General features: G+C 71.2%; 17 protein-coding genes. 10 read left to right on the forward strand and 7 right to left on the reverse strand.

The window, feature by feature from the left end; genetic code table 11:
* Positions 1 to 3 precede the first annotated feature (3 nt).
* The gene (locus AB0F17_RS48265; protein ID WP_358037939.1) at positions 4 to 804 is read right to left on the reverse strand and encodes a DUF3027 domain-containing protein; all 801 of its coding nucleotides are present in this window, start codon (positions 802 to 804) and stop codon (positions 4 to 6) included.
* A 168-nt stretch (positions 805 to 972) separates the two neighbouring features.
* Between AB0F17_RS48265 and AB0F17_RS48270 the strand changes: the two genes are divergently transcribed.
* On the forward strand, positions 973 to 2,619 hold the full coding sequence (locus AB0F17_RS48270; RefSeq protein WP_358037942.1) for an MFS transporter: 1,647 nt from the start codon (positions 973 to 975) through the stop codon (positions 2,617 to 2,619).
* Here AB0F17_RS48270 and AB0F17_RS48275 read toward each other — a convergent pair.
* Positions 2,616 to 3,011: a cold-shock protein gene (locus AB0F17_RS48275; RefSeq protein WP_358037945.1), complete on the reverse strand. Its 396-nt coding sequence runs from the start codon at positions 3,009 to 3,011 to the stop codon at positions 2,616 to 2,618. The genes AB0F17_RS48270 and AB0F17_RS48275 overlap by 4 nt on opposite strands.
* A 91-nt stretch (positions 3,012 to 3,102) precedes the next feature.
* Positions 3,103 to 3,723 carry an HAD hydrolase-like protein gene (locus AB0F17_RS48280; protein WP_358037948.1) on the reverse strand — a complete coding sequence of 207 codons (621 nt, stop codon included), beginning with the start codon at positions 3,721 to 3,723 and terminating at the stop codon, positions 3,103 to 3,105.
* Positions 3,724 to 3,825: 102 nt separating this feature from the next.
* Here AB0F17_RS48280 and AB0F17_RS48285 point away from each other — a divergent pair, with 102 nt between their 5' ends.
* Both AB0F17_RS48285 and AB0F17_RS48290 read left to right on the forward strand, forming a co-directional pair.
* Positions 3,826 to 4,260, forward strand: coding sequence for a hypothetical protein (locus AB0F17_RS48285; RefSeq protein ID WP_358037951.1), 435 nt, complete (start codon positions 3,826 to 3,828; stop codon positions 4,258 to 4,260).
* A 35-nt stretch (positions 4,261 to 4,295) separates the two neighbouring features.
* Positions 4,296 to 4,913, forward strand: coding sequence for a helix-turn-helix domain-containing protein (locus AB0F17_RS48290; RefSeq protein WP_358037954.1), 618 nt, complete (start codon positions 4,296 to 4,298; stop codon positions 4,911 to 4,913).
* 108 nt (positions 4,914 to 5,021) lie between these two features.
* Here AB0F17_RS48290 and AB0F17_RS48295 read toward each other — a convergent pair whose 3' ends face one another.
* On the reverse strand, positions 5,022 to 6,134 hold the full coding sequence (locus AB0F17_RS48295) for a hypothetical protein (RefSeq protein ID WP_358037957.1): 1,113 nt from the start codon (positions 6,132 to 6,134) through the stop codon (positions 5,022 to 5,024).
* 44 nt (positions 6,135 to 6,178) lie between these two features.
* On the opposite strand from AB0F17_RS48295, the gene AB0F17_RS48300 reads away from it, so the two are divergent.
* Both AB0F17_RS48300 and AB0F17_RS48305 read left to right on the forward strand, forming a co-directional pair.
* A complete protein-coding gene (locus tag AB0F17_RS48300) occupies positions 6,179 to 8,560 on the forward strand; it encodes a helicase-associated domain-containing protein (protein WP_358037960.1) in 2,382 nt (793 codons plus the stop codon).
* Positions 8,561 to 8,591: 31 nt separating this feature from the next.
* Positions 8,592 to 10,070, forward strand: a complete 1,479-nt coding sequence (locus AB0F17_RS48305; RefSeq protein ID WP_358037963.1) for an AMP-binding protein — start codon at positions 8,592 to 8,594, stop codon at positions 10,068 to 10,070.
* On the opposite strand, the gene AB0F17_RS48310 is transcribed toward AB0F17_RS48305, so the two are convergent.
* Together AB0F17_RS48310 and AB0F17_RS48315 are read right to left on the reverse strand one after the other, a co-directional pair.
* Entirely contained in the window at positions 10,067 to 10,993 is a 927-nt protein-coding gene (locus AB0F17_RS48310) for a hypothetical protein (protein ID WP_358037966.1), read from the reverse strand. The two genes, AB0F17_RS48305 and AB0F17_RS48310, sit on opposite strands and share 4 nt — an antisense overlap.
* 1 nt (position 10,994) lies before the next feature.
* Positions 10,995 to 11,495, reverse strand: a complete 501-nt coding sequence (locus AB0F17_RS48315; protein WP_358037969.1) for a SigE family RNA polymerase sigma factor — start codon at positions 11,493 to 11,495, stop codon at positions 10,995 to 10,997.
* A gap of 126 nt (positions 11,496 to 11,621) precedes the next feature.
* On the opposite strand from AB0F17_RS48315, the gene AB0F17_RS48320 reads away from it, so the two are divergent.
* Together AB0F17_RS48320 and AB0F17_RS48325 are read left to right on the forward strand one after the other, a co-directional pair.
* Entirely contained in the window at positions 11,622 to 11,990 is a 369-nt protein-coding gene (locus AB0F17_RS48320; protein WP_358037972.1) for a hypothetical protein, read from the forward strand.
* 62 nt (positions 11,991 to 12,052) lie between these two features.
* Positions 12,053 to 13,705, forward strand: a complete 1,653-nt coding sequence (locus AB0F17_RS48325; protein WP_358037975.1) for a DNA repair helicase XPB — start codon at positions 12,053 to 12,055, stop codon at positions 13,703 to 13,705.
* A 228-nt stretch (positions 13,706 to 13,933) separates the two neighbouring features.
* Here AB0F17_RS48325 and AB0F17_RS48330 read toward each other — a convergent pair whose 3' ends face one another.
* Complete coding sequence (locus AB0F17_RS48330; protein WP_358037978.1) at positions 13,934 to 14,269, reverse strand: hypothetical protein; 336 nt, start codon at positions 14,267 to 14,269, stop codon at positions 13,934 to 13,936.
* A gap of 111 nt (positions 14,270 to 14,380) precedes the next feature.
* Here AB0F17_RS48330 and AB0F17_RS48335 point away from each other — a divergent pair, with 111 nt between their 5' ends.
* The 3 genes from AB0F17_RS48335 to AB0F17_RS48345 all read left to right on the forward strand — a co-directional run bounded on the left by AB0F17_RS48335 (position 14,381) and on the right by AB0F17_RS48345 (position 17,439).
* The gene (locus AB0F17_RS48335) at positions 14,381 to 16,381 is read left to right on the forward strand and encodes an AAA family ATPase (RefSeq protein ID WP_358037980.1); all 2,001 of its coding nucleotides are present in this window, start codon (positions 14,381 to 14,383) and stop codon (positions 16,379 to 16,381) included.
* An 84-nt stretch (positions 16,382 to 16,465) separates the two neighbouring features.
* The gene (locus AB0F17_RS48340) at positions 16,466 to 16,996 is read left to right on the forward strand and encodes a YbhB/YbcL family Raf kinase inhibitor-like protein (protein WP_358037983.1); all 531 of its coding nucleotides are present in this window, start codon (positions 16,466 to 16,468) and stop codon (positions 16,994 to 16,996) included.
* The gene (locus AB0F17_RS48345; RefSeq protein WP_358037986.1) at positions 16,996 to 17,439 is read left to right on the forward strand and encodes a GNAT family N-acetyltransferase; all 444 of its coding nucleotides are present in this window, start codon (positions 16,996 to 16,998) and stop codon (positions 17,437 to 17,439) included. The genes AB0F17_RS48340 and AB0F17_RS48345 overlap by 1 nt, the downstream gene beginning before the upstream one ends.
* Positions 17,440 to 17,598 lie beyond the last annotated feature (159 nt).

Genomic DNA, 17,598 nt, shown 5'->3' on the forward strand with positions numbered 1-17,598 from the left:
CGGTCAGGAGTGGCCGAGCTCCTCGGTGGCCGTTCCGTCGACGGAACCGGCCTCCTCCTCCATCAGGTCGAAGCCCATGTCGTCGAGGATGGGCATGGCCTGCTCGACGGACGGCGGCATGACCGCCGCCTCCGAGTGAGCCCCGCAGCCGTGGTCGGCGGCGACCACCTTGCCGTCGTCGGGGGCGTACTCATTGGCGCATACCCCGAACACCTGCCGGAGCCCACCCGCGAGCGGCCAGTAGAAACCACAGGTGGAACACTGCGCGGGTGCGGCGTGTGCGATCGGCGTATGCGGCCCGTGCTCGCCCGAGTGCCAGCGTCTGGCAGCGCGGTCCTTGCCGATGGCCGAGAGCACACGTGCCCGGCCCAGGCCGTACTCGAAAATCGTCTGATGATCGGTCTCGTCGTCGGTCTTGACGAAACCCGGCTCCAGCCGGTCGTCGTCCTCCGGGCTCGGCAGCAGGTCGCCGACGCCCAGGTCGCCGGGGCGCAGGCGCTCGCTCCAGGGCAGCCACTCGGGCGCGAGCAACGCTCCCGCCCCGGGCAGCAGGACGGCCTCGCTCACCGTGACGTTCTTCGCCCGCGAGGCACGGGTCACGGTGACGGCCCAGCGCCAGCCGCGGTAGGCCCGGTCGAGACAGGCGAAGTAGTGGGTGACGATGCGGTCGCCCTCGCCCTCGTAACCGAGGTGCTCACCCGGCTCGCCCGGCCGCGCGAGCTCCTCCGCGGCGGCGCGCGCCAGATCCACCGCGGCGGCGCACGCCTGGTCGGGCGGGGAGACGCGGGTCCGGGTGCGGGTCATCGGTCCGCCTCCGCCGCAAGGTGCTGTTGGCTCACACCTCATTCTCACCCATGGCCGGACCCGAAGGTGCCCACACCGACCATCCCGGACCCACTTGAGACTCATCAAACGCCCATCCCGGGCGATCCGCCGCCGTGAGTGAGCGCGGATCGGGTAAGACTGGTAAGCGTGCAAGGAGGCTGGGACACGGCTCGCGAGATCTCGCGGCGCGTGGGGCGAGGTGTCGCCGACGCGGGCCGCGCCACCGCGCGCGCCGGCCGGGCCACCGTACGCGCGGGAAAGGCGACCGCCGGCGGCACCGCGCGGGCGGGCAAGGCGACGGCCAGGGGCACCGCGCGGGCGGGCAAGGCCACGGCCAGAGGCGCGCAGAAGGTCGGGCAGGCCACCCGCCGCCTCACCTACGCCAACGGCGCCGACCGCACCGGGCTCGGCCGCCTGATCGAGCTCACCGCCGGCCACAGCGGCGGCGACGCGCTGGTCACGGTCGCGCTGGCGAGCACCGTCTTTTTCGGCGTGCCCGTCGGCGAGGCCCGCGGGCCCGTGGCGCTCTACCTGGTCATCACGATGCTGCCGTTCGCCCTGCTGGCGCCGTTCGTGGGGCCGATACTCGACCGGTTCAGGTCGGGCCGCCGCTACGTCATGGCGGGCACGCTGTTCGGCCGCGGCCTGCTGTGCTTCGCGATGGCCGCCGCCGTGGGGCCCGGCGACCTGCCGACGCTGTTCGTCGGGGCTTTGGGCGTGCTGGTGCTGTCGAAGGCGTACAACGTGTCACGCGCGGCGATCATGCCGAACGTGCTGCCCGCCGACATCACGCTGGTCTCGGCCAACGCGCGGGTGGCGCTGTTCTCGCTGATCTCGGCGGGTGTGATGGTGCCGGTCGCCGCGGGCCTGACCGCGTGGCTGGGCAGCGCCGCGGTGCTGCGTACGGCGATGGTCGCCTTCCTGCTGATCGGCGTCCTCGCCGTACGGCTGCCGCGCCACATCGACTCTCCCGAGCTGGAGGAAGAAGAGGCGGGGGGCAGGCCGCTGCGCTGGCGGACCCTCCTGAACGTGGGCCCGGCGGTGGCCGAGGCGGTCTGGGCGAACGTGGCCATCCGCCTGTTCTCCGGCTTCCTGCTGTTCTTCCTGCTGTTCCTGGTGCAGGACAAGGGCGTGCCGTGGCTGGCCGTACCCGACCCGTTCTTCGACACCACCAAGACGATCGCGCTGCTCGCGGCGGCGGCCGGGCTGGGCGGCCTGGTCGGCGCGATGGTCGCGAACTGGACCCGCAACCACTCCCCGCAGCTCATCACGCTGCTGACGCTGGCCGTGACCGGCGCGACCACGATCGTGGCCGCGGTGTTCTTCGGCCTCTGGACCGCGGTCGCGGTCTCGCTCGTCACCGCGTTCGCGCAGGAGCTCGGCAAGCTCGCACTGGACGCGATCGTGCAGCGGGAGATCGGCGAGGAGGTGCGCTCGTCCACGTTCGGCGTGGTCGAGGCGTTGCTGCAGCTCGCGTGGGTGTTCGGCGGGCTGGTCGGGCTGGTGCTGTCACTGGCCGAGAGCAGCGCGGCCGGGCTGATCACGCTGGCCGTGGCGCTGACCGGCGCGTTCGGCTGGCTGATCGTCCGCCGACGTCAGCGGATCCGCGCGGCCAGACTAGGCGCCGATGCCGAGGGCCAGGATCAAGGCGTACGGGACCCCGACGCGCAAGACACCGACGTGCAGGATCGGGGCGCGTGGGACCAGGACGCGCGGAATCAGCGCGCTGATCGGCGGGATCAGCGCGTCGACACGATCGACTCGACCAAGCCGCTGACGAACCCCCACGGCTAGGCGTCGAGGTCGTCGGCCACCGCTCTGAGCACCTGCGCGATCTTCTTGGCGTGCGACGCGTCAGGGTGCTTGCCCCGCTGGTAGGAGGTCGAGACGTCGTCGAGGAGCTTGATCAGGTCTTCGACGATGACCACCAGCTCGTCCGGCTTCTTGCGCTTGGCCTTGGGCTTGGGCTTGGCCAGCGTCGGCGGCTGTTCGAGGATCCGCACCGAGAGGGCCTGCTGGCCGCGGCGTCCCTCGGCCACGCCGAACTCGACCTTCTGGCCGGGCTTGAGCGGACCGGCGCCAGTGGGCAGCGCGGAGGAATGCACGAAGACCTCACCGCCGTCGTCGCGGGTGAGGAAGCCGAAACCCTTGTCGGCGTCGTACCACTTGACCTTGCCACTCGGCACAGGAGGAACCTCGTTCAAACAGTCGTAAAAGATGAATGGATGTAGGTTATGCCCCGCGAGGCTCGGTAGCGACCAGGAATATTCATCGCATTTAACAGAGTTGGCCGGCCGAACGCCAGCCGGCGAACCAGTCGGCGAATTCCGTCAGGTCCCCAAGTGCCACATCGGCTCCATGGTCACGCAGTTCTCCCAGCGTGTAAGGGCCGGTCGCGACCGTCACGCTGACGGCTCCCCCGGCCCGCGCGGCCTCGATGTCCGCGACATGGTCACCAACATAGGCGGCGGCGCCGAAGCGCGCGAGTGCCGAACCCTTGGCCGCCCCGAAGACCGCCCCGACGACCTCGTCGACGGCGAGCCCGAGCATTTCGACGGTGCTGGTCGCGTCACGCAGGTTCTTGCCGGTCACGACGATGATCCTGCCTCCCTGCGCGCGTACGGCCTCGATGGCCTCCGTGGCTCCGGCCATGGCCGTGTGCACGGGCACCCCGAGTTCCGGATAGAGCTCCCTGAAAAGGAGCACCGCCTCGGGAATCGCCTCGGGCGGCAGCCAGTTCGCCAGCTCCTGTTCGAGTGGCGGGCCGAGTCTGGTGATGATCGCCTTGCTGTCCATGAGCACGCCGAGGCGCGCCGAAAGCTCGTCGTAGACGGCCGCGATGCCCGACCGCGTGTCCGCCAATGTCATGTCTAGGTCGAAACCAACCGATGTCTGCACAAGGTGGAGGATGCCAAACGCGGCCGCATTACGGGTAACGGCCCCTTGTTGTGGGACTGTTGGGAGTGGGAAGAAAGGAATTACTTATCGGGAGGAGTGGCCGTGACCGAGCCCCCCAAACCGCCGGAAGCGGGAGATCGGCTAGTCGCCGCCAACCGGCCCAGACCTCTGGAACAGCCCGTTTCGCTCACCCAGCCGCGGCCGCACCGGCCCGCGCTGCCGCGACAGGTGACGGGACCGGTCAGGGTGTGGCGAGGCGTGGTGGTGTTCCTGGCCTCGGCCGTCCGGCTGGCGTCGCGGCTGGCCGCGCTGGTTCTGGCGCTGTACGCGGTCTTCACGGTGTTCCGGGCCAACCCGGCCAACGTCTGGTACCAGTTCGTCGCGTCGCTCGCCTCGTCGTTGTCGGTGGGTCTGGCCAACCTGTTCCAGCTCGCCGACATACGGTGGACGACGCTGGTCAACTATGGGCTCGCGGCGCTGGTGTGGCTGATCGTCGGCTCGGTCGTCGCGGGGCTGATCCGCCGCGCCGCGCCGTGACGGCTACGCTCCTTTACGGAGGTATCAGGAAAGACATGACCAGATCGACGCGTGAGCGGATCATCGACGAAGCCCTGCGGCTCTTCGCCGAGCGGGGCTACTCCGCCACTTCGGTGGCCGAGATCGAGGCCGCGTCAGGGCTCTCGCCGGGCGCCGGAGGGCTCTACCGGCACTTCAAGTCGAAGTACGAGGTGCTCTCCGCGGCGATCAACGAGCATGCCACGCGCACCCGTACGCAGGTGGCCGACAGCCTGGCCGAGCTCGGCGACATGGAAGCCTCGGCCGACCTGGAGGTGCGGCTCTCGCACCTGTGCCGGGCCGGGCTGGCCAAGGTACGCGAGGAGTCGGAGCTGACCCGGGTGTTCTTCCGCGACCTGAGCCAGTTCCCCGAGCTGGTGGCGGTGGTGCGCGAAGGGCTGCTGCAGCCCATGTTCGACGCCATCACGACCTGGTTCCGCGCCCAGCCCGAGTACGAGGACGCCAAGCTCGACTGGAACGGCATCTCGGCGGTGCTCGGCGGCTCCGTGGTGCACTACCGGCTGTTCCAGGAGACGGTCGGCGAGGCGCCGGGACACGCGGAGAAGGACCAGTTCGTCACCGCCTGGGTACGCCTGGCCGTGGGCCTGCTGCCAAGCCCCGCCCCGGTCAGCTGACCGAACCGCGGCCGAATAGCACCCAGTTGAGCCCACCGACGCCGGCACTCAGCCGAGCCCACCGATGCCGGACAGCATTCAGCCGACCGTGGCGGTGCCAGGCGGCGGTCAGCGGGCGCCCAGCAGCCGGTAGGCCAGCCAAGCCACGCCCAGCCCGGTGCCGATCATGAACATCAGGCCGCTGGCGTCGAAGAACTGGACGACGAACGCCTGCACCCCCGGCTCCGCGCCCACCCGCAGGCCGCCGACGAGCGCGCCGCCGAGCGTGTAGCCGAGCAGCGGCGCGCCGACCCCGAGCAGCCGGTCCCGCAGCACCCAGCCCTCCGAGAACACCACCAGCAGCGCGCCGAACGCCCACACCAGCACCGGCACCCGGAAGATCGCCACGGCCGGCAGGCCGAACGGGATCAGCAGCGCGGCCAGCACCAGGATCGCCATCGCCGCGGTCTCGCGCGGATACTCCTTGACGATGGTGGTGGCGTCCCGGCCGCCGGTGGCCATCGGGTTCGCGCTGGACATGGCCCTCTGGCGCAGCCGCGCGAACGGCAGGCCGCGTACGGGCCGCCCGGCCAACCGGTCCTCCGCGAAACGCCAGCCGGTCAACCGGTCCTCCGCGAGACGCCGCCCGGCCAGCCAGCCCTCCGCCAGACGCCGCCCGGCCGGACGATCCTCCGCCAGACGCCGCCCGGCCGGACGATCCTCCGCCAGACGCCGCCCGGACAACCAGCCTTCCGCGAGACGGCGGCCGAGCTGGACTCCCGGGGGCGGGGGCGCGTCGTCGACGATCTTGGGGAAGAACGGCGTCGCCCCTCCGGCCCCCGCGACCCGCTCCGCCTTGGCCACGGCGCCCGGTGTCACGGTTCCCCGCGCGGCCCCGGGGGCGACTCTGGGCGCCGTTCCGGACGGGGTGCCCAGGTGGGCGCCGGACGCGACGTCAGGCCCCGCCTCGGCCGGTCTACGGGCCTGGGCGCCGGACGCGGCGTCCGGAGCCGTCTCGGCCAGCCTGCGGGCCTCACGTTCGACCAGCGCCACCGGGTCGCCGAACCGGGCGAGTACCTTGACCACCTGGCGCGGGTTCTGGCTGCCCTGCCGTTCGACCTCGATCCTGGCCCGCAGCCGCTTGGCGAAGTCGAGCCGCTGGTCGGACTTGAGCACGCCGTGAGCCGCGTCGGCGGCGGCGCTGACGTAGTTGAGTATGAGCTGGTCGGCTCGCTCAATCACGTGAGCCATGCTGCCCCAATCAGGGGGGACATACCATGGCAACGATGGAGTTCACGGAGTGGATCAGGGGGCGCACCGACGAGCAGTTGCGGGCGCTGGTCTCCGCGCGTCCCGAGCTGATCACCCCGGTGCCCGCACATCTGGAGGGCCTCGCCGTACGGGCGGGCAGCCCTTCGGCGATCGGCCGGGCGCTCGACCGGCTCGACCGCTTCACGCTCGCCGTCCTCGAAACGCTGGCCGTCGCCGAGACACGCGCCACCGCCACCGCCACCGCGGAAACAGCGCCCGTACGACCGGAGCCCGTCACGAAGGCCGCCCTGCGCGTGCTGGTCCGCGGGGCGCTCGCGACGGGCAAGCCGGAGCCCGCGCTGTCGGCGGCGCTCGACCACCTGCGCGACCTGGCCCTCGTCTACGGCCCCGACACCTCGCTCGGCCTGGCCCCCGGCGTGCGGAAGGTGCTCGACGACCCGGCGGGGCTCGGCCCCCCGGTGGTCGAGGCGTTCCGGCACCACGCGCCCGAGCAGCTTGAAGAGATGGCCGACGACATCGCGCCGGGCACCAAGGGCTCGGGCAAGGAACGTCTGGCCGCCGCCCTGGCCCGGCCCGGGAAGCTGATCGAGGAGGTCTCGCCCGAGGCCAGGGCGGCGCTCGACCAGCTCACCTGGGGGCCGCCGACGGGCCGGGTGCCCAACGCCAGGCGCGAGGTGCGGATCGCCTCCGCCCGCTCGCCCATCGATCAGCTGCTCGCCCGCGGCCTGCTGGCGGCGACGGGTGAGGAGAGCGTGGCCCTGCCTCGGGAGGTCGGCCTCCACCTGCGCAACGGCCTCGTACACCGAGATCTGTACGCCGTGCCTCCGGCCCTGGAAGGGGCCACGCGGGACCAGAAGCTGGCCGACCGCACGGCGGCGGGGCAGGCGTTCACGTTCGTGCGGACGGTCGAGGAGCTGTGCGAGCGGTGGAGCGCCGAGCCGCCGGGCGTGCTGCGTACCGGCGGGCTGGGCGTACGCGATCTGAAGCGCACCGCGACCGAGCTGGACGTGCCCGAGTGGGCCGCCGCGCTGACCGTGGAGGTCGCGCACGCGGCCGGGCTGGTCGCGGCGGGCGGCAGCGTCGACGGCGAGTGGCTGCCCACCACCGGCTACGACCTGTGGCGGATCCGGCCGACCGCCGACCGGTGGGCGGCGCTGGCGGCCACCTGGCTGCACACCGACCGCGTCCCCGGCCTGGTCGGCGAGCGCGACGACCGTGACCGGCCGCTCAACGCGCTGCACGCCGACCTGCGCCGCTCGTCCGCGCCGGCCGTAAGGGCGGCGGCGCTGGGCGTGCTCGCGTCGGCGCCCGGCCTGGCGCCCACGCGCGCGTCCGTGTTCGATCGGCTGGCCTGGGAGCAGCCGCGCCGCCGCGGGCCGCTGCGCGAGCAACTGACGGAGTTCGCGCTGCGGGAGGCCGAGCAGGTCGGCGTCACCGGGCTCGGCGTGCTGTCGGGACACGGGCGGGCGCTGCTGGCCGGCGAGGACGCCGCCTCGGTGCTGGCGCCGCTGCTGCCCGATCCGGTCGATCACGTGCTGCTCCAGGCCGATCTGACCGCCGTCGCGCCTGGTCCGCTCACCAGCGAGCTGAACCGCTGGATGACGCTGGCCGCCGACGTCGAGTCCAAGGGCGGCGCGACCGTCTACCGGTTCGGCGAGGGCTCGATCCGCCGCGCGCTCGACGCGGGCCAGGGGGCCGAGGAGCTGCTGGCCATGCTGGAGCGCCACTCGGCGACGCCGGTCCCGCAGGCGCTGTCGTACCTGATCGCCGACGTGGCCCGCCGTCACGGGCGGATCAGGGTCGGCACCGCCGGCGCCTACGTCCGCTGCGACGACCCGGCCCTGCTCGACCAGATCACCGCCGACCGGCGCTCGGCCGCGCTCCGCCTGCGCAGGCTGGCTCCGACGGTCATCGCCTCCCGCTCCTCGCGCGCCGCGCTGGTCGACGGGCTGCGGGCGATGGGGTACGCCCCGGTGGCCGAGTCGCTCGACGGCGATGTGATCATTTCCCAGCTCGACAAGAGGCGCACCGAGGGCCTGCCGCCGGCCCGGTCCGTGCCCTCGCCCAACGGCCTCGACGCCGAGGTGACGACCGCCGCCGTACGGGCGCTGCGGGCGGGCGACGCGGCCCACCTGACGCGGCGCGAGCCCGCCGACGCCCCCGCCGGCCAGATCCCGCGCGGCCCCGCGACCGCCACGATCTCGGCGCTGCAGGAGGCGATCAGGCAGGGCGTACGCGTGTGGATCGGCTACCTCGACTCCCAGGGCAACGCCACCTCGCGCATCCTGGAGCCCGCCCGGATGGAGGGCGGCTATCTGACGGCGTACGACGAGACCAGGGCCGCCGTCCACCGCTTCGCGCTCCATCGCATCACCGGAGTCGCCGACCTGTCTTGACGTCAGGTGTTGATCAGGCGAGGTTGAGACCGTGAGCGAGCTGACGTTGGGCCGGTTGGCCGAGGAGTCTTGGGGCAGGTTCGACGACTTCGACGCGGTTTTCTACGAGGGGGTCTGGCACCGCGGCCACACGCTGGCCGAACGGGCGCGCAAAGTCTGCGGCGGGCTGGCCGAGGCGGGGGTACGCCCCGGCGACCGGGTCGTGGTGATGATGGCCAACTCGCCGGAGGTGGGCCTGATCTACCAGGCGATCTGGGCGGCCGGTGCGGTGGTGACGCCTGTGGTGTTCCTGGTGGGGGCGGAGGAGTTGCGGCACATCCTGGTCGACAGCGGCGCCACCGCCGTCGTCACCTCGCCCGAGCTGGCGGAGACGGTCCGGGCCACCGACGTACAGGTCCCGATATTTGTGGATACGGGAGAGCTGGAGCGGGCGGCCGAGCGGGGGCCCGTCGAGCGGGACGCCACCGATCTGGCGGCGGTCATGTACACCGGGGGCACGACCGGCATGGCCAAGGGCGTCATGCTGAGCCATCGCGGGCTCTGGCAGGTGGCCAAGGACGCCTACGAAATTTCCCACCAAGAGGGGAAAAATCGCGCGATAGTGCCGGTGCCCCTCTCCCACGCGTACGGGCTGATCCTCACGGTCGCCTGGATGCACGCCACCGCGCCGCAGCAGACGGTGCTGATGCGCTGGTTCGACCCGAAGGCGTTCCTGGAGCTGGCCGCCGCGCAGCGCGCCCAGTACGGGGCGGTCGTGCCCGCCATGCTCCAGATGCTGCTGGCCGAGCCCCTGGAGTCGCACCCCTTGCCCGACCTGGCCTTCCTCACCTGCGGGGCGGCGCCGCTCGGCAAGGAGACGCTGGAGGAGTTCGAGCGCCGGATGCCCGGCGTGCAGATCCTCGAAGGCTACGGGATGACCGAGACCAGCGCCGTGACCACGTTCAACCCGCCGGGCCGGCGCCGGGCCGGCAGCGTGGGCCTGCCGCTGCCCGGCTACACGATCACGATCCGCGACGCCTCGGGCGACAAGGCCGAGCCGGGGGACGTCGGGGAGATCTGCGTCAGCGGTGACTCGCTGATGCTCGGCTACTGGGGTGAGCACGCCACGGACTCCACCGACACCACGCTGGCCGGGGGCGAACTGCGTACCGGTGATCTCGGCTGCGTGGACGACGACGGCTACCTCTACGTCGTCGACAGGAAGAAGGACCTCATCATCCGCGGCGGGTTCAACGTCTTCCCGCGCGACGTCGAGGACGCGCTCAACGAGCACCCCGACGTGGTGCTGTCCGGCGTCGTGGGCCGTCCGGACCCGCGTGTCGGCGAGGAGGTCGTGGCCTTCGTGCAGCTCGGGCCGGGCGCCACGGCCACCGCCGACGAGCTGATGACCTGGGCCCGTGACCGGGTCGGCCGGGTGAAGTATCCCCGTGAGGTGATGTTCGTCGACGCGATCCCGGTCACGAGCGTGCTCAAGCTCGACCGCAAGGCGCTGCGGTCGAGGCTCGGCTAGTCGTTCTCGTCGATGGCTCCCATGGGGCGCCACGCGATGCGCTTGACCTCGCCCAGCGCCTGCCCGCCGGAGTCATAGGCGGTCACCTTGCTCAGCAGGACCGGGCGGTAGCCGTTCTTCTGGTTGGGATACATCCGCGTCCGGCCGACGTAGAAGCCGTTCCGCACGTTGACCGTCATCTTCCGCCCGTCCACCCACTCGACCTCCACCCGGGTCGCCCGCGGAGCGGCGCGACCGGCCACCACCAGGAAGTACGGGTCGCCGTCCCGGCCCGGGTCGATCTCCGACTGCATCTCGCCGCTGTAGGCGTCGACGCTGAGCGCCCCGCGCAGGGCCAGCTTGCCGGGCGGGTCCTGGCCCCAGTAGGAGAAGATCGGGTCCGTCGGGTAGCTGACCAGCCGGATGCCCGGGGTGCACAGGACGAACCCCTTCCGGCTGCCGACCAGCCGCGTCACACCCAGTTTGTCCTTGGCCTCCCCGAGCCAGCGATAGTCCTTGACGCCCCCGTACTTGGGCAATCGCCGGTCGCCGTCCATGTTGTGCACCGGGCCGCCCTTGGGCATGCAGTCCTCGACGGTCGCGAACTGCGGGATCGTGTTCCGCGGCAGGCCGGGGATGTCCGGGACGTACCCGGTGGCAGGCGGGCTCGCCGTGGACGACGCGCTCGCTGTGGGCACCGCGGGCGCTGTGCTCGCCGTGGGCGGGCTCGCGGGAGAGACCGCCAACTGGTCGTGCGTCCGCAGCGCCACCACCGTGATGGCCACCACGCAGGCCGCCGCCACCATGGCCAGCCCCCATCTCGGCCACCGCAGCCGTGTCCGCCTCCGTAGGACACGCGCCATGAGCAGCTCGGGATCCACGGGCCGGGCCCGGTCGGCCAGCCGGGTCAGGGCCTCGGCGACCGCACGTTCGTCGACCGGCATCTCATGCCTCCAGATTGACGAGTTCGCTCACCAGTCCGCGCAGCCGCTTCACGGCCTGGTGGGTCTGGCTTCGTACGGTGCCGATCGAGCACCCCATGATCCTGGCGACGTCGGACTCCGGCAGATCCTCGAAGTAGCGCAGGACCAGCACGGCCCGCTTCTTGGCGGGCAGCCGGCGCAGGGCCTGTTCGAGCGTGAGCCGGTCGTCGACCTGCGCGGTGTCGTCGCTCGCTATCCGCTCAGGCGGCGCCTCGACCACGCGCTCGCGGCCCCAGCGCGGGCTGCGCCACCGGCCGACCTGCTCGTGGTACATGACCCGGCGGACATACGCCTCGGGATCGCCTCTGATGCTCCGCCATCGGTCCGCGGTCCTGGCCAGCGCGCTCTGGAGCAGATCCTCCGCGGCGTGCTGGTCGCCGGTGAGCACGTACGCCAGACGAATGAGGCTGTCCGACCGCGTCGTGACGAACGCCGTGAAGACTCGTAGGTCGTCCGGGTGCAACACGCCTCCCTGCTCGGGGTCCCGCCCTCTAGAGACGTGTGAGAGGGTCCATATCTATGGCGAGCCCGCAGACCTGGCCGGGCGCGTGGCCATTCCGTGATAAATGTTGACCTGTTGGGAGGTGGCATGAGCCAGCACGATCCATCGGGCGAATATCCGTACCAGCCCTACGGCGCACCATACGGCCAGCAGCCGCCACCGCATCATGGCTCCGGCTATGGCTACGGCTATCCCCCGCCACCTCGGCCATCCGAGGGGCCGAGGGCCACAGCCATCGTCGCGCTGGTGCTCAATCTCCTCGCGGTCGTCTCCTGCTGCAACATCCTGGCCATCCCCGGGGCCGTCCTCGCGGGCCTGGCACTCGGCCGGTCGAGCACGGAGCCGGCCAGCGCCAAAAACTTGCTCGTATGGAGCTGGACCCTGTTCGCGGTGGGCTTCGTACTGACGCTCGGCACCTTCGTCTTCCTCGGCGTCAACGGCTATCTCGACGACTGATTACCTGTTCGGGGACTGTTCTTGCCGTCGCGTGTGTTGGATAGGCGTCAACCGTAGAAGGGATGTCCGTGAACGACGGCCCGCTCATCGTCCAGTCGGACAAGACGCTGCTCCTCGAGGTCGATCATGAGAACGCGGGCGATTGCCGCAAGGCCATCGCACCGTTCGCCGAGCTCGAGCGCGCCCCCGAACACGTGCACACCTACCGCGTCACCCCGCTGGCGCTGTGGAACGCGCGCGCGGCCGGGCACGACGCCGAGCAGGTCATCGACGCGCTGATCAGTTTCAGCCGCTACCCGGTGCCCCACGCGCTGCTGGTGGACATCGCCGAGACCATGGACCGCTACGGCCGGCTCAAGCTGGAGAAGGACCCGGTCAACGGCCTGGTCCTGACCTCCACCGACCGGGCCGTGCTCGAAGAGGTGCTGCGCTCCAAGAAGATCCAGCCCATGCTGGGCGAACGCCTCACCGGCGACTCGGTGGCCGTGCACCCGAGCGACCGCGGCAACGTCAAGCAGGCGCTGCTCAAGCTGGGCTGGCCCGCGGAGGACCTCGCGGGCTACGTCGACGGCGAGCACCACAAGATCGAGCTGGTGCAGGAGGGCTGGAGCCTGCGGCCCTACCAGCAGGACGCGGCCGACTCCTTCTGGCACGGCGGCTCCGGCGTTGTCGTGCTGCCCTGTGGGGCCGGCAAGACGATCGTCGGCGCGGCCGCGATGGCGCATGCCCAGGCCACCACGCTGATCCTGGTCACCAACACGGTGAGCGCGCACCAGTGGAGGCAGGAGCTGCTCAAGCGCACCACGCTGACCGAGGACGAGATCGGCGAATACTCCGGCAGCAAGAAGGAGATCCGCCCGGTCACCATCGCCACCTACCAGGTGATGACGACCAGGCGGAAGGGCGTCTACAGCCATCTGGAGCTGTTCGACGCGCGCGACTGGGGCCTGGTCGTCTACGACGAGGTGCACCTGCTGCCCGCGCCGATCTTCCGGATGACCGCCGACCTGCAGGCCCGCAGGCGCGTCGGGCTGACCGCGACGCTGGTGCGCGAGGACGGCCGCGAGGGCGACGTGTTCTCGCTGATCGGCCCCAAGCGCTATGACGCGCCCTGGAAGGAGATGGAGAACCAGGGCTGGATCGCCCCCGCCGACTGCGTCGAGGTCCGGGTCACCCTCACGGACGAGGAACGGCTGGCGTACGCGATGGCCGAGTCCGAGGAGCGCTACCGGTTCTGCGCCACCACGCCGTCCAAGACCCGCGTGACCGAGGCGCTGGTCCGCCGGCACCTGGGCGAGCAGGTCCTGGTCATCGGCCAGTACATCGACCAGTTGGACGAGCTGAGCGAGCATCTCAACGCGCCGGTGATCAAGGGCGAGACCCGGATCAAGGAGCGCGAGCGGCTCTACCAGGCTTTCCGCGACAAGGAGATCCAGGTCCTGGTCGTGTCCAAGGTGGCGAACTTCTCCATCGACCTGCCCGAGGCGGCCGTGGCCATCCAGGTGTCGGGCACGTTCGGGTCGCGCCAGGAGGAGGCGCAGCGGCTCGGCCGGGTGCTGCGGCCCAAGGCCGACGGCGGAGGCGCCCGCTTCTACACGGTGGTCAGCCGGGACACGGTCGATCAGGAGTTCGCGGCGCATCGCCAGCGGTTCCTGGCCGAGCAGGGTTACGCGTACCAGATCATCGACGCCGACGACGTGCTCGGCGGCGTGTAGACCCGTTTTCCTCAGGTGCGTGAGGCGAAGGCCCGGCCGCTCACCCTCCGAGCGGCCAGGCTCCGACGTCGATTACGTCCACGAGACTCCGCGGGCTGTCGACAATCGAACCACCCCCCTCACCAGCGTGCTATCGCCGCCGCACCTCTCAAGTAGCCAGCGACATACCCCCATGATCCGGCAAATCCACCTGATATGCCCGAATTCTCGGTTATTGGCAGGTTGTCGTTATCTTGCCAGCATGCCGCCCAGGAAGAGCACCCCTTCGGCGGCGATCCAGGCGGCCACACTCACGCCCATGAATCGGGTGAACACCCGTGGATCGTTCCTGGCCGAGGGCACCAACCAGGCGCCGGCCGCGCAGCAGGCGGCGGCCACGGCGAACAGCCCCGACACCGCCGAGACCGAATCGAGCCGTTGAGAGCAGCCCGCCGCGGACTCCCCACCCGCGCAGAACGCCTCCAGCCCCCACCCCGCGAACACCGACAAGGCCCACAACGCCGCCAGCAGGAAGCTCGCGACCGTCGGAATGATCGGAGAGATACCGATCCGCACCCTTGCCACAGTCTCTCCCTACCCCGGGTAAATGCTGTGGAAGCCTGCCGGGCGCCGCACTAAACTGGTCGATTCGCTGCCTACACCACCTCCGTTCTCTGACCAGGGAGGCACTTTCGCATGCCCGCACACCAGTTGGCCCCCGACATACCCGCCGACGTCCTCGCCGCCGAGCAGGCCCACCTGGCCGAGTCGAGAGCCGCGCTGCAGGCCATGCGCCTGCACGCCCAGTCACTGTCGGCCGACGCGGCCGGCGACTGGGTGTCGCAGCAGATTCTGCAGTCGCTGCTCGACAAGCGGGTGGCCGCGCTGGCCGACCACCCCGACACCCCGCTGTTCTTCGGCCGCCTCGACCGCTCGGCGGATGACGATCTGCCCGGCACCATCTACGTCGGCCGCCGCCACGTGCACGACGGCACCAGCCGCCCGCTGGTGATCGACTGGCGCGCACCGGTGTCCCGGGCGTTCTACCAGGCCAGCCCCGCCGATCCGATGGACGTCGCACGGCGGCGCCGGTTCGGCTACCACGGCGGCCTGCTGACCGCGTTCGAGGACGAGCCGCTCGGCGAGGGCGGCGACATCGGCCCCTCGAAGATCCTGACCGAGGAGATCGAGCGCCCGCGCACCGGCCCGATGCGCGACATCGTGGCCACGATCCAGCCCGACCAGGACGAGATCGTCCGAGCCGCGCTCGCCCAGACCGTCTGCGTCCAGGGCGCGCCGGGCACCGGGAAGACCGCCGTCGGCCTGCACCGGGCCGCGTACCTGCTGTTCACCCACCGCGAGCGGCTGGCCAGGTCGGGCGTGATGATCGTCGGCCCCAACCGGGCCTTCCTGTCCTACATCTCCTCCGTGCTCCCCGCCCTCGGTGAGGTCAAGGTCGACCAGACCACGGTCGCGGGCCTGCTCGGCGAGCACGCCACGCCGGAGGATCCGATGGTGTCGGCGCTGAAGGGCGACGCCCGCATGGCCGCCGTGCTGGAACGGGCGCTGTGGCTGCACATCGTGAAGCCGGAGGAGGGCGTCGTCTACAGCAAGGGCGCCTACCGCTTCCGGGTGGCCGACTACGAGGTACGCGAGATGGTCGCCTCGCTGCGCGGCACCACCCGCTACGGGCCCGGCCGGGCGGCGCTGGCGCAGCGGCTCGCGCACATGGTGCTCGTACGCATGGAGCAGCGCGGGGAGTCGCCCGACGACCGGGTGCAGGACGCCGTGGCCAGGTCCAAGCCGGTCAAGCAGCTCGTCGACGTGGTCTGGCCCAAACTGGTGCCGCAGCAGGTCCTGTTCAAGCTCCTCTCGGACCCCGATTTCCTCGCAAAAGCCGCCAAATCTGATTTGTCGCCCGAGGAGCAGGAAACATTGCTCTGGCGGAAGCCGTACCGAGGCTGGAAGTCCGCGAAGTGGTCGGCGGCCGACGCCGCGCTGCTCGACGAGCTCGGCGACCTGATCGAACGCACGCCCTCGCTCGGCCACCTGATCGTCGACGAGGCGCAGGACCTGTCGGAGATGCAGCTACGCGCGCTCGGCCGGCGCTGCCGCAACGGCTCGGCCACCGTGCTCGGCGATCTCGCCCAGGGCACCACCCCGTGGTCCACCAGCTCGTGGGAGAGCGTGCTCAAGCATCTGGGCCAGGACGGGGGCGAGGTCACCGAGCTGACGCTGGGCTTCCGCGTGCCGCGCGAGGTGCTCGACTACGCCGCCCGCCTGCTGCCGTCGATCGCCCCGGCGCTGGCTCCACCGCGCTCGCTGCGTCCCGGCGTGGGCTCGCTGTCGGTACGCCCCGGCGGCGCGGTCGCCGACGCGGCGCGCGAGGCTCTGGCCCGGGAGGGCTCGATCGGCGTGATCGTGCCCGACACGCTGGTGGCGGAGGTGTCGCGGCAGCTCGACGGGCTCGACCACGCCGTGCTCGACCCCGACACGACCGAGGAGCACCGGCTGCTGATCGTCCCGGCGACGCTGGCCAAGGGCCTGGAGTACGACCACGTGATCGTCGTCGAGCCGGCCGACATCGTGGCGGCCGAGCCCCGCGGCCTGACCAGGCTGTACGTGGTGCTCACCCGCGCGGTCACCTCGCTCACCGTCCTGCATGGAAAGGCACTGCCCGCCCAGCTGACCGCCTGACCGCGAGCGGGCGCGTCGTCCCCCGAGCCCGGGGCACTCCTAGGATGGCGAGGGTAGTGGAGGATCTCAACCAAGGAGGACGCCGTGCCCGCACCGCTTCCACATGAACACCTGCCGTCGGTCCCCCCGCTCACGGTCCAGAGCAACGACATCGCGGACGGGGAGAGGCTGGGGGACCTCCACGTCTTCAATGACTGGGGCATGACCGGACAGAACCTGTCACCTCACCTCCAGTGGTCCGGCGCCCCGGCCGAGACTCAGAGCTACGCCGTGACCTGCTACGACCCCGACGCGCCCACGGGCAGCGGGTTCTGGCACTGGGTGCTCTTCGACATCCCGGCCTCCGTCACCGAGCTCCCCACGGGCGCGGGCACCGCCCCCGAGTTCAAGGGCCTGCCCGCGGGGGCGACGCACGGCCGCAACGACTACGGCGGCAAGGAGTACGGCGGCGCCGCTCCCCCGCCCGGCGACCCGCACCGCTACGTCTACACGGTGCACGCGCTCGGCGTGGCGGAGCTGGGCGTTTCCAGTGACGCCAGCCCGGCGGTGGTCGGCTTCAACATCACCGCCAACACGCTCGCGCGCGGCCACATCGTCGCCCACTTCGGCATCTGATGACCGTCGACCAAGAGTCCGCTTCGGGGATGAAGATCCGGCACGCCGAGCTCGGCGACGTGCCCGCGGTGCTCGACTTCTGGCTTCTGGCCGCCGAGGGCACCGACCGGCGCGACTCGCCCGACAAGGTGGTCGCGCTGATCGAACGCGACCCCGAGGCCCTGATCGTCGCCGAGCTCGACGGGCAACTGGCAGGCACGGTCATCGTGGGCTGGGACGGCTGGCGAGCGCACCTCTATCGCCTCGCCGTCCACCCGTCCCACCGCCGCAAGGGCATCGCCACCACGCTCCTGGCCGCGGCCGAGGCCCGCTTCACCGCCGTCGGCGCCTTCCGCGCCGACGCGATGGTCCTGGACTCCAACCTCTCCGCCCAGGGGGCCTGGTCCGCCGCGGGCTACACGCCGCAGCCCGAATGGTCGCGCTGGGTCAAACCCCTCAAGTAGTCATTCGCCGCAGAAAACACAGATCGGCCCGGGCGACACGCGCCCGGGCCGATCTGATGAAAAGCGGCCTAGAAGTCCATGTCTCCGCCACCCGGCATGGCCGGGGCGGCAGGGTTCTTCTCGGGCTTCTCGGCGATGACCGCCTCGGTGGTGAGGAAG

It is taken from the genome of Nonomuraea sp. NPDC026600 (genome assembly GCF_040638335.1).
Classification (GTDB): domain Bacteria; phylum Actinomycetota; class Actinomycetes; order Streptosporangiales; family Streptosporangiaceae; genus Nonomuraea.

Coding starts and splice junctions, on each gene's coding strand:
- AB0F17_RS48265 (WP_358037939.1), bottom strand. CDS start 804: ATGACCCGCACCCGGACCCGCGTCTCCCCGCCCGACCAGGCGTGCGCC.
- AB0F17_RS48290 (WP_358037954.1), top strand. CDS start 4,296: ATGACCAGATCGACGCGTGAGCGGATCATCGACGAAGCCCTGCGGCTC.
- AB0F17_RS48300 (WP_358037960.1), top strand. CDS start 6,179: ATGGAGTTCACGGAGTGGATCAGGGGGCGCACCGACGAGCAGTTGCGG.
- AB0F17_RS48310 (WP_358037966.1), bottom strand. CDS start 10,993: ATGCCGGTCGACGAACGTGCGGTCGCCGAGGCCCTGACCCGGCTGGCC.
- AB0F17_RS48320 (WP_358037972.1), top strand. CDS start 11,622: ATGAGCCAGCACGATCCATCGGGCGAATATCCGTACCAGCCCTACGGC.
- AB0F17_RS48325 (WP_358037975.1), top strand. CDS start 12,053: ATGTCCGTGAACGACGGCCCGCTCATCGTCCAGTCGGACAAGACGCTG.
- AB0F17_RS48335 (WP_358037980.1), top strand. CDS start 14,381: ATGCCCGCACACCAGTTGGCCCCCGACATACCCGCCGACGTCCTCGCC.
- AB0F17_RS48345 (WP_358037986.1), top strand. CDS start 16,996: ATGACCGTCGACCAAGAGTCCGCTTCGGGGATGAAGATCCGGCACGCC.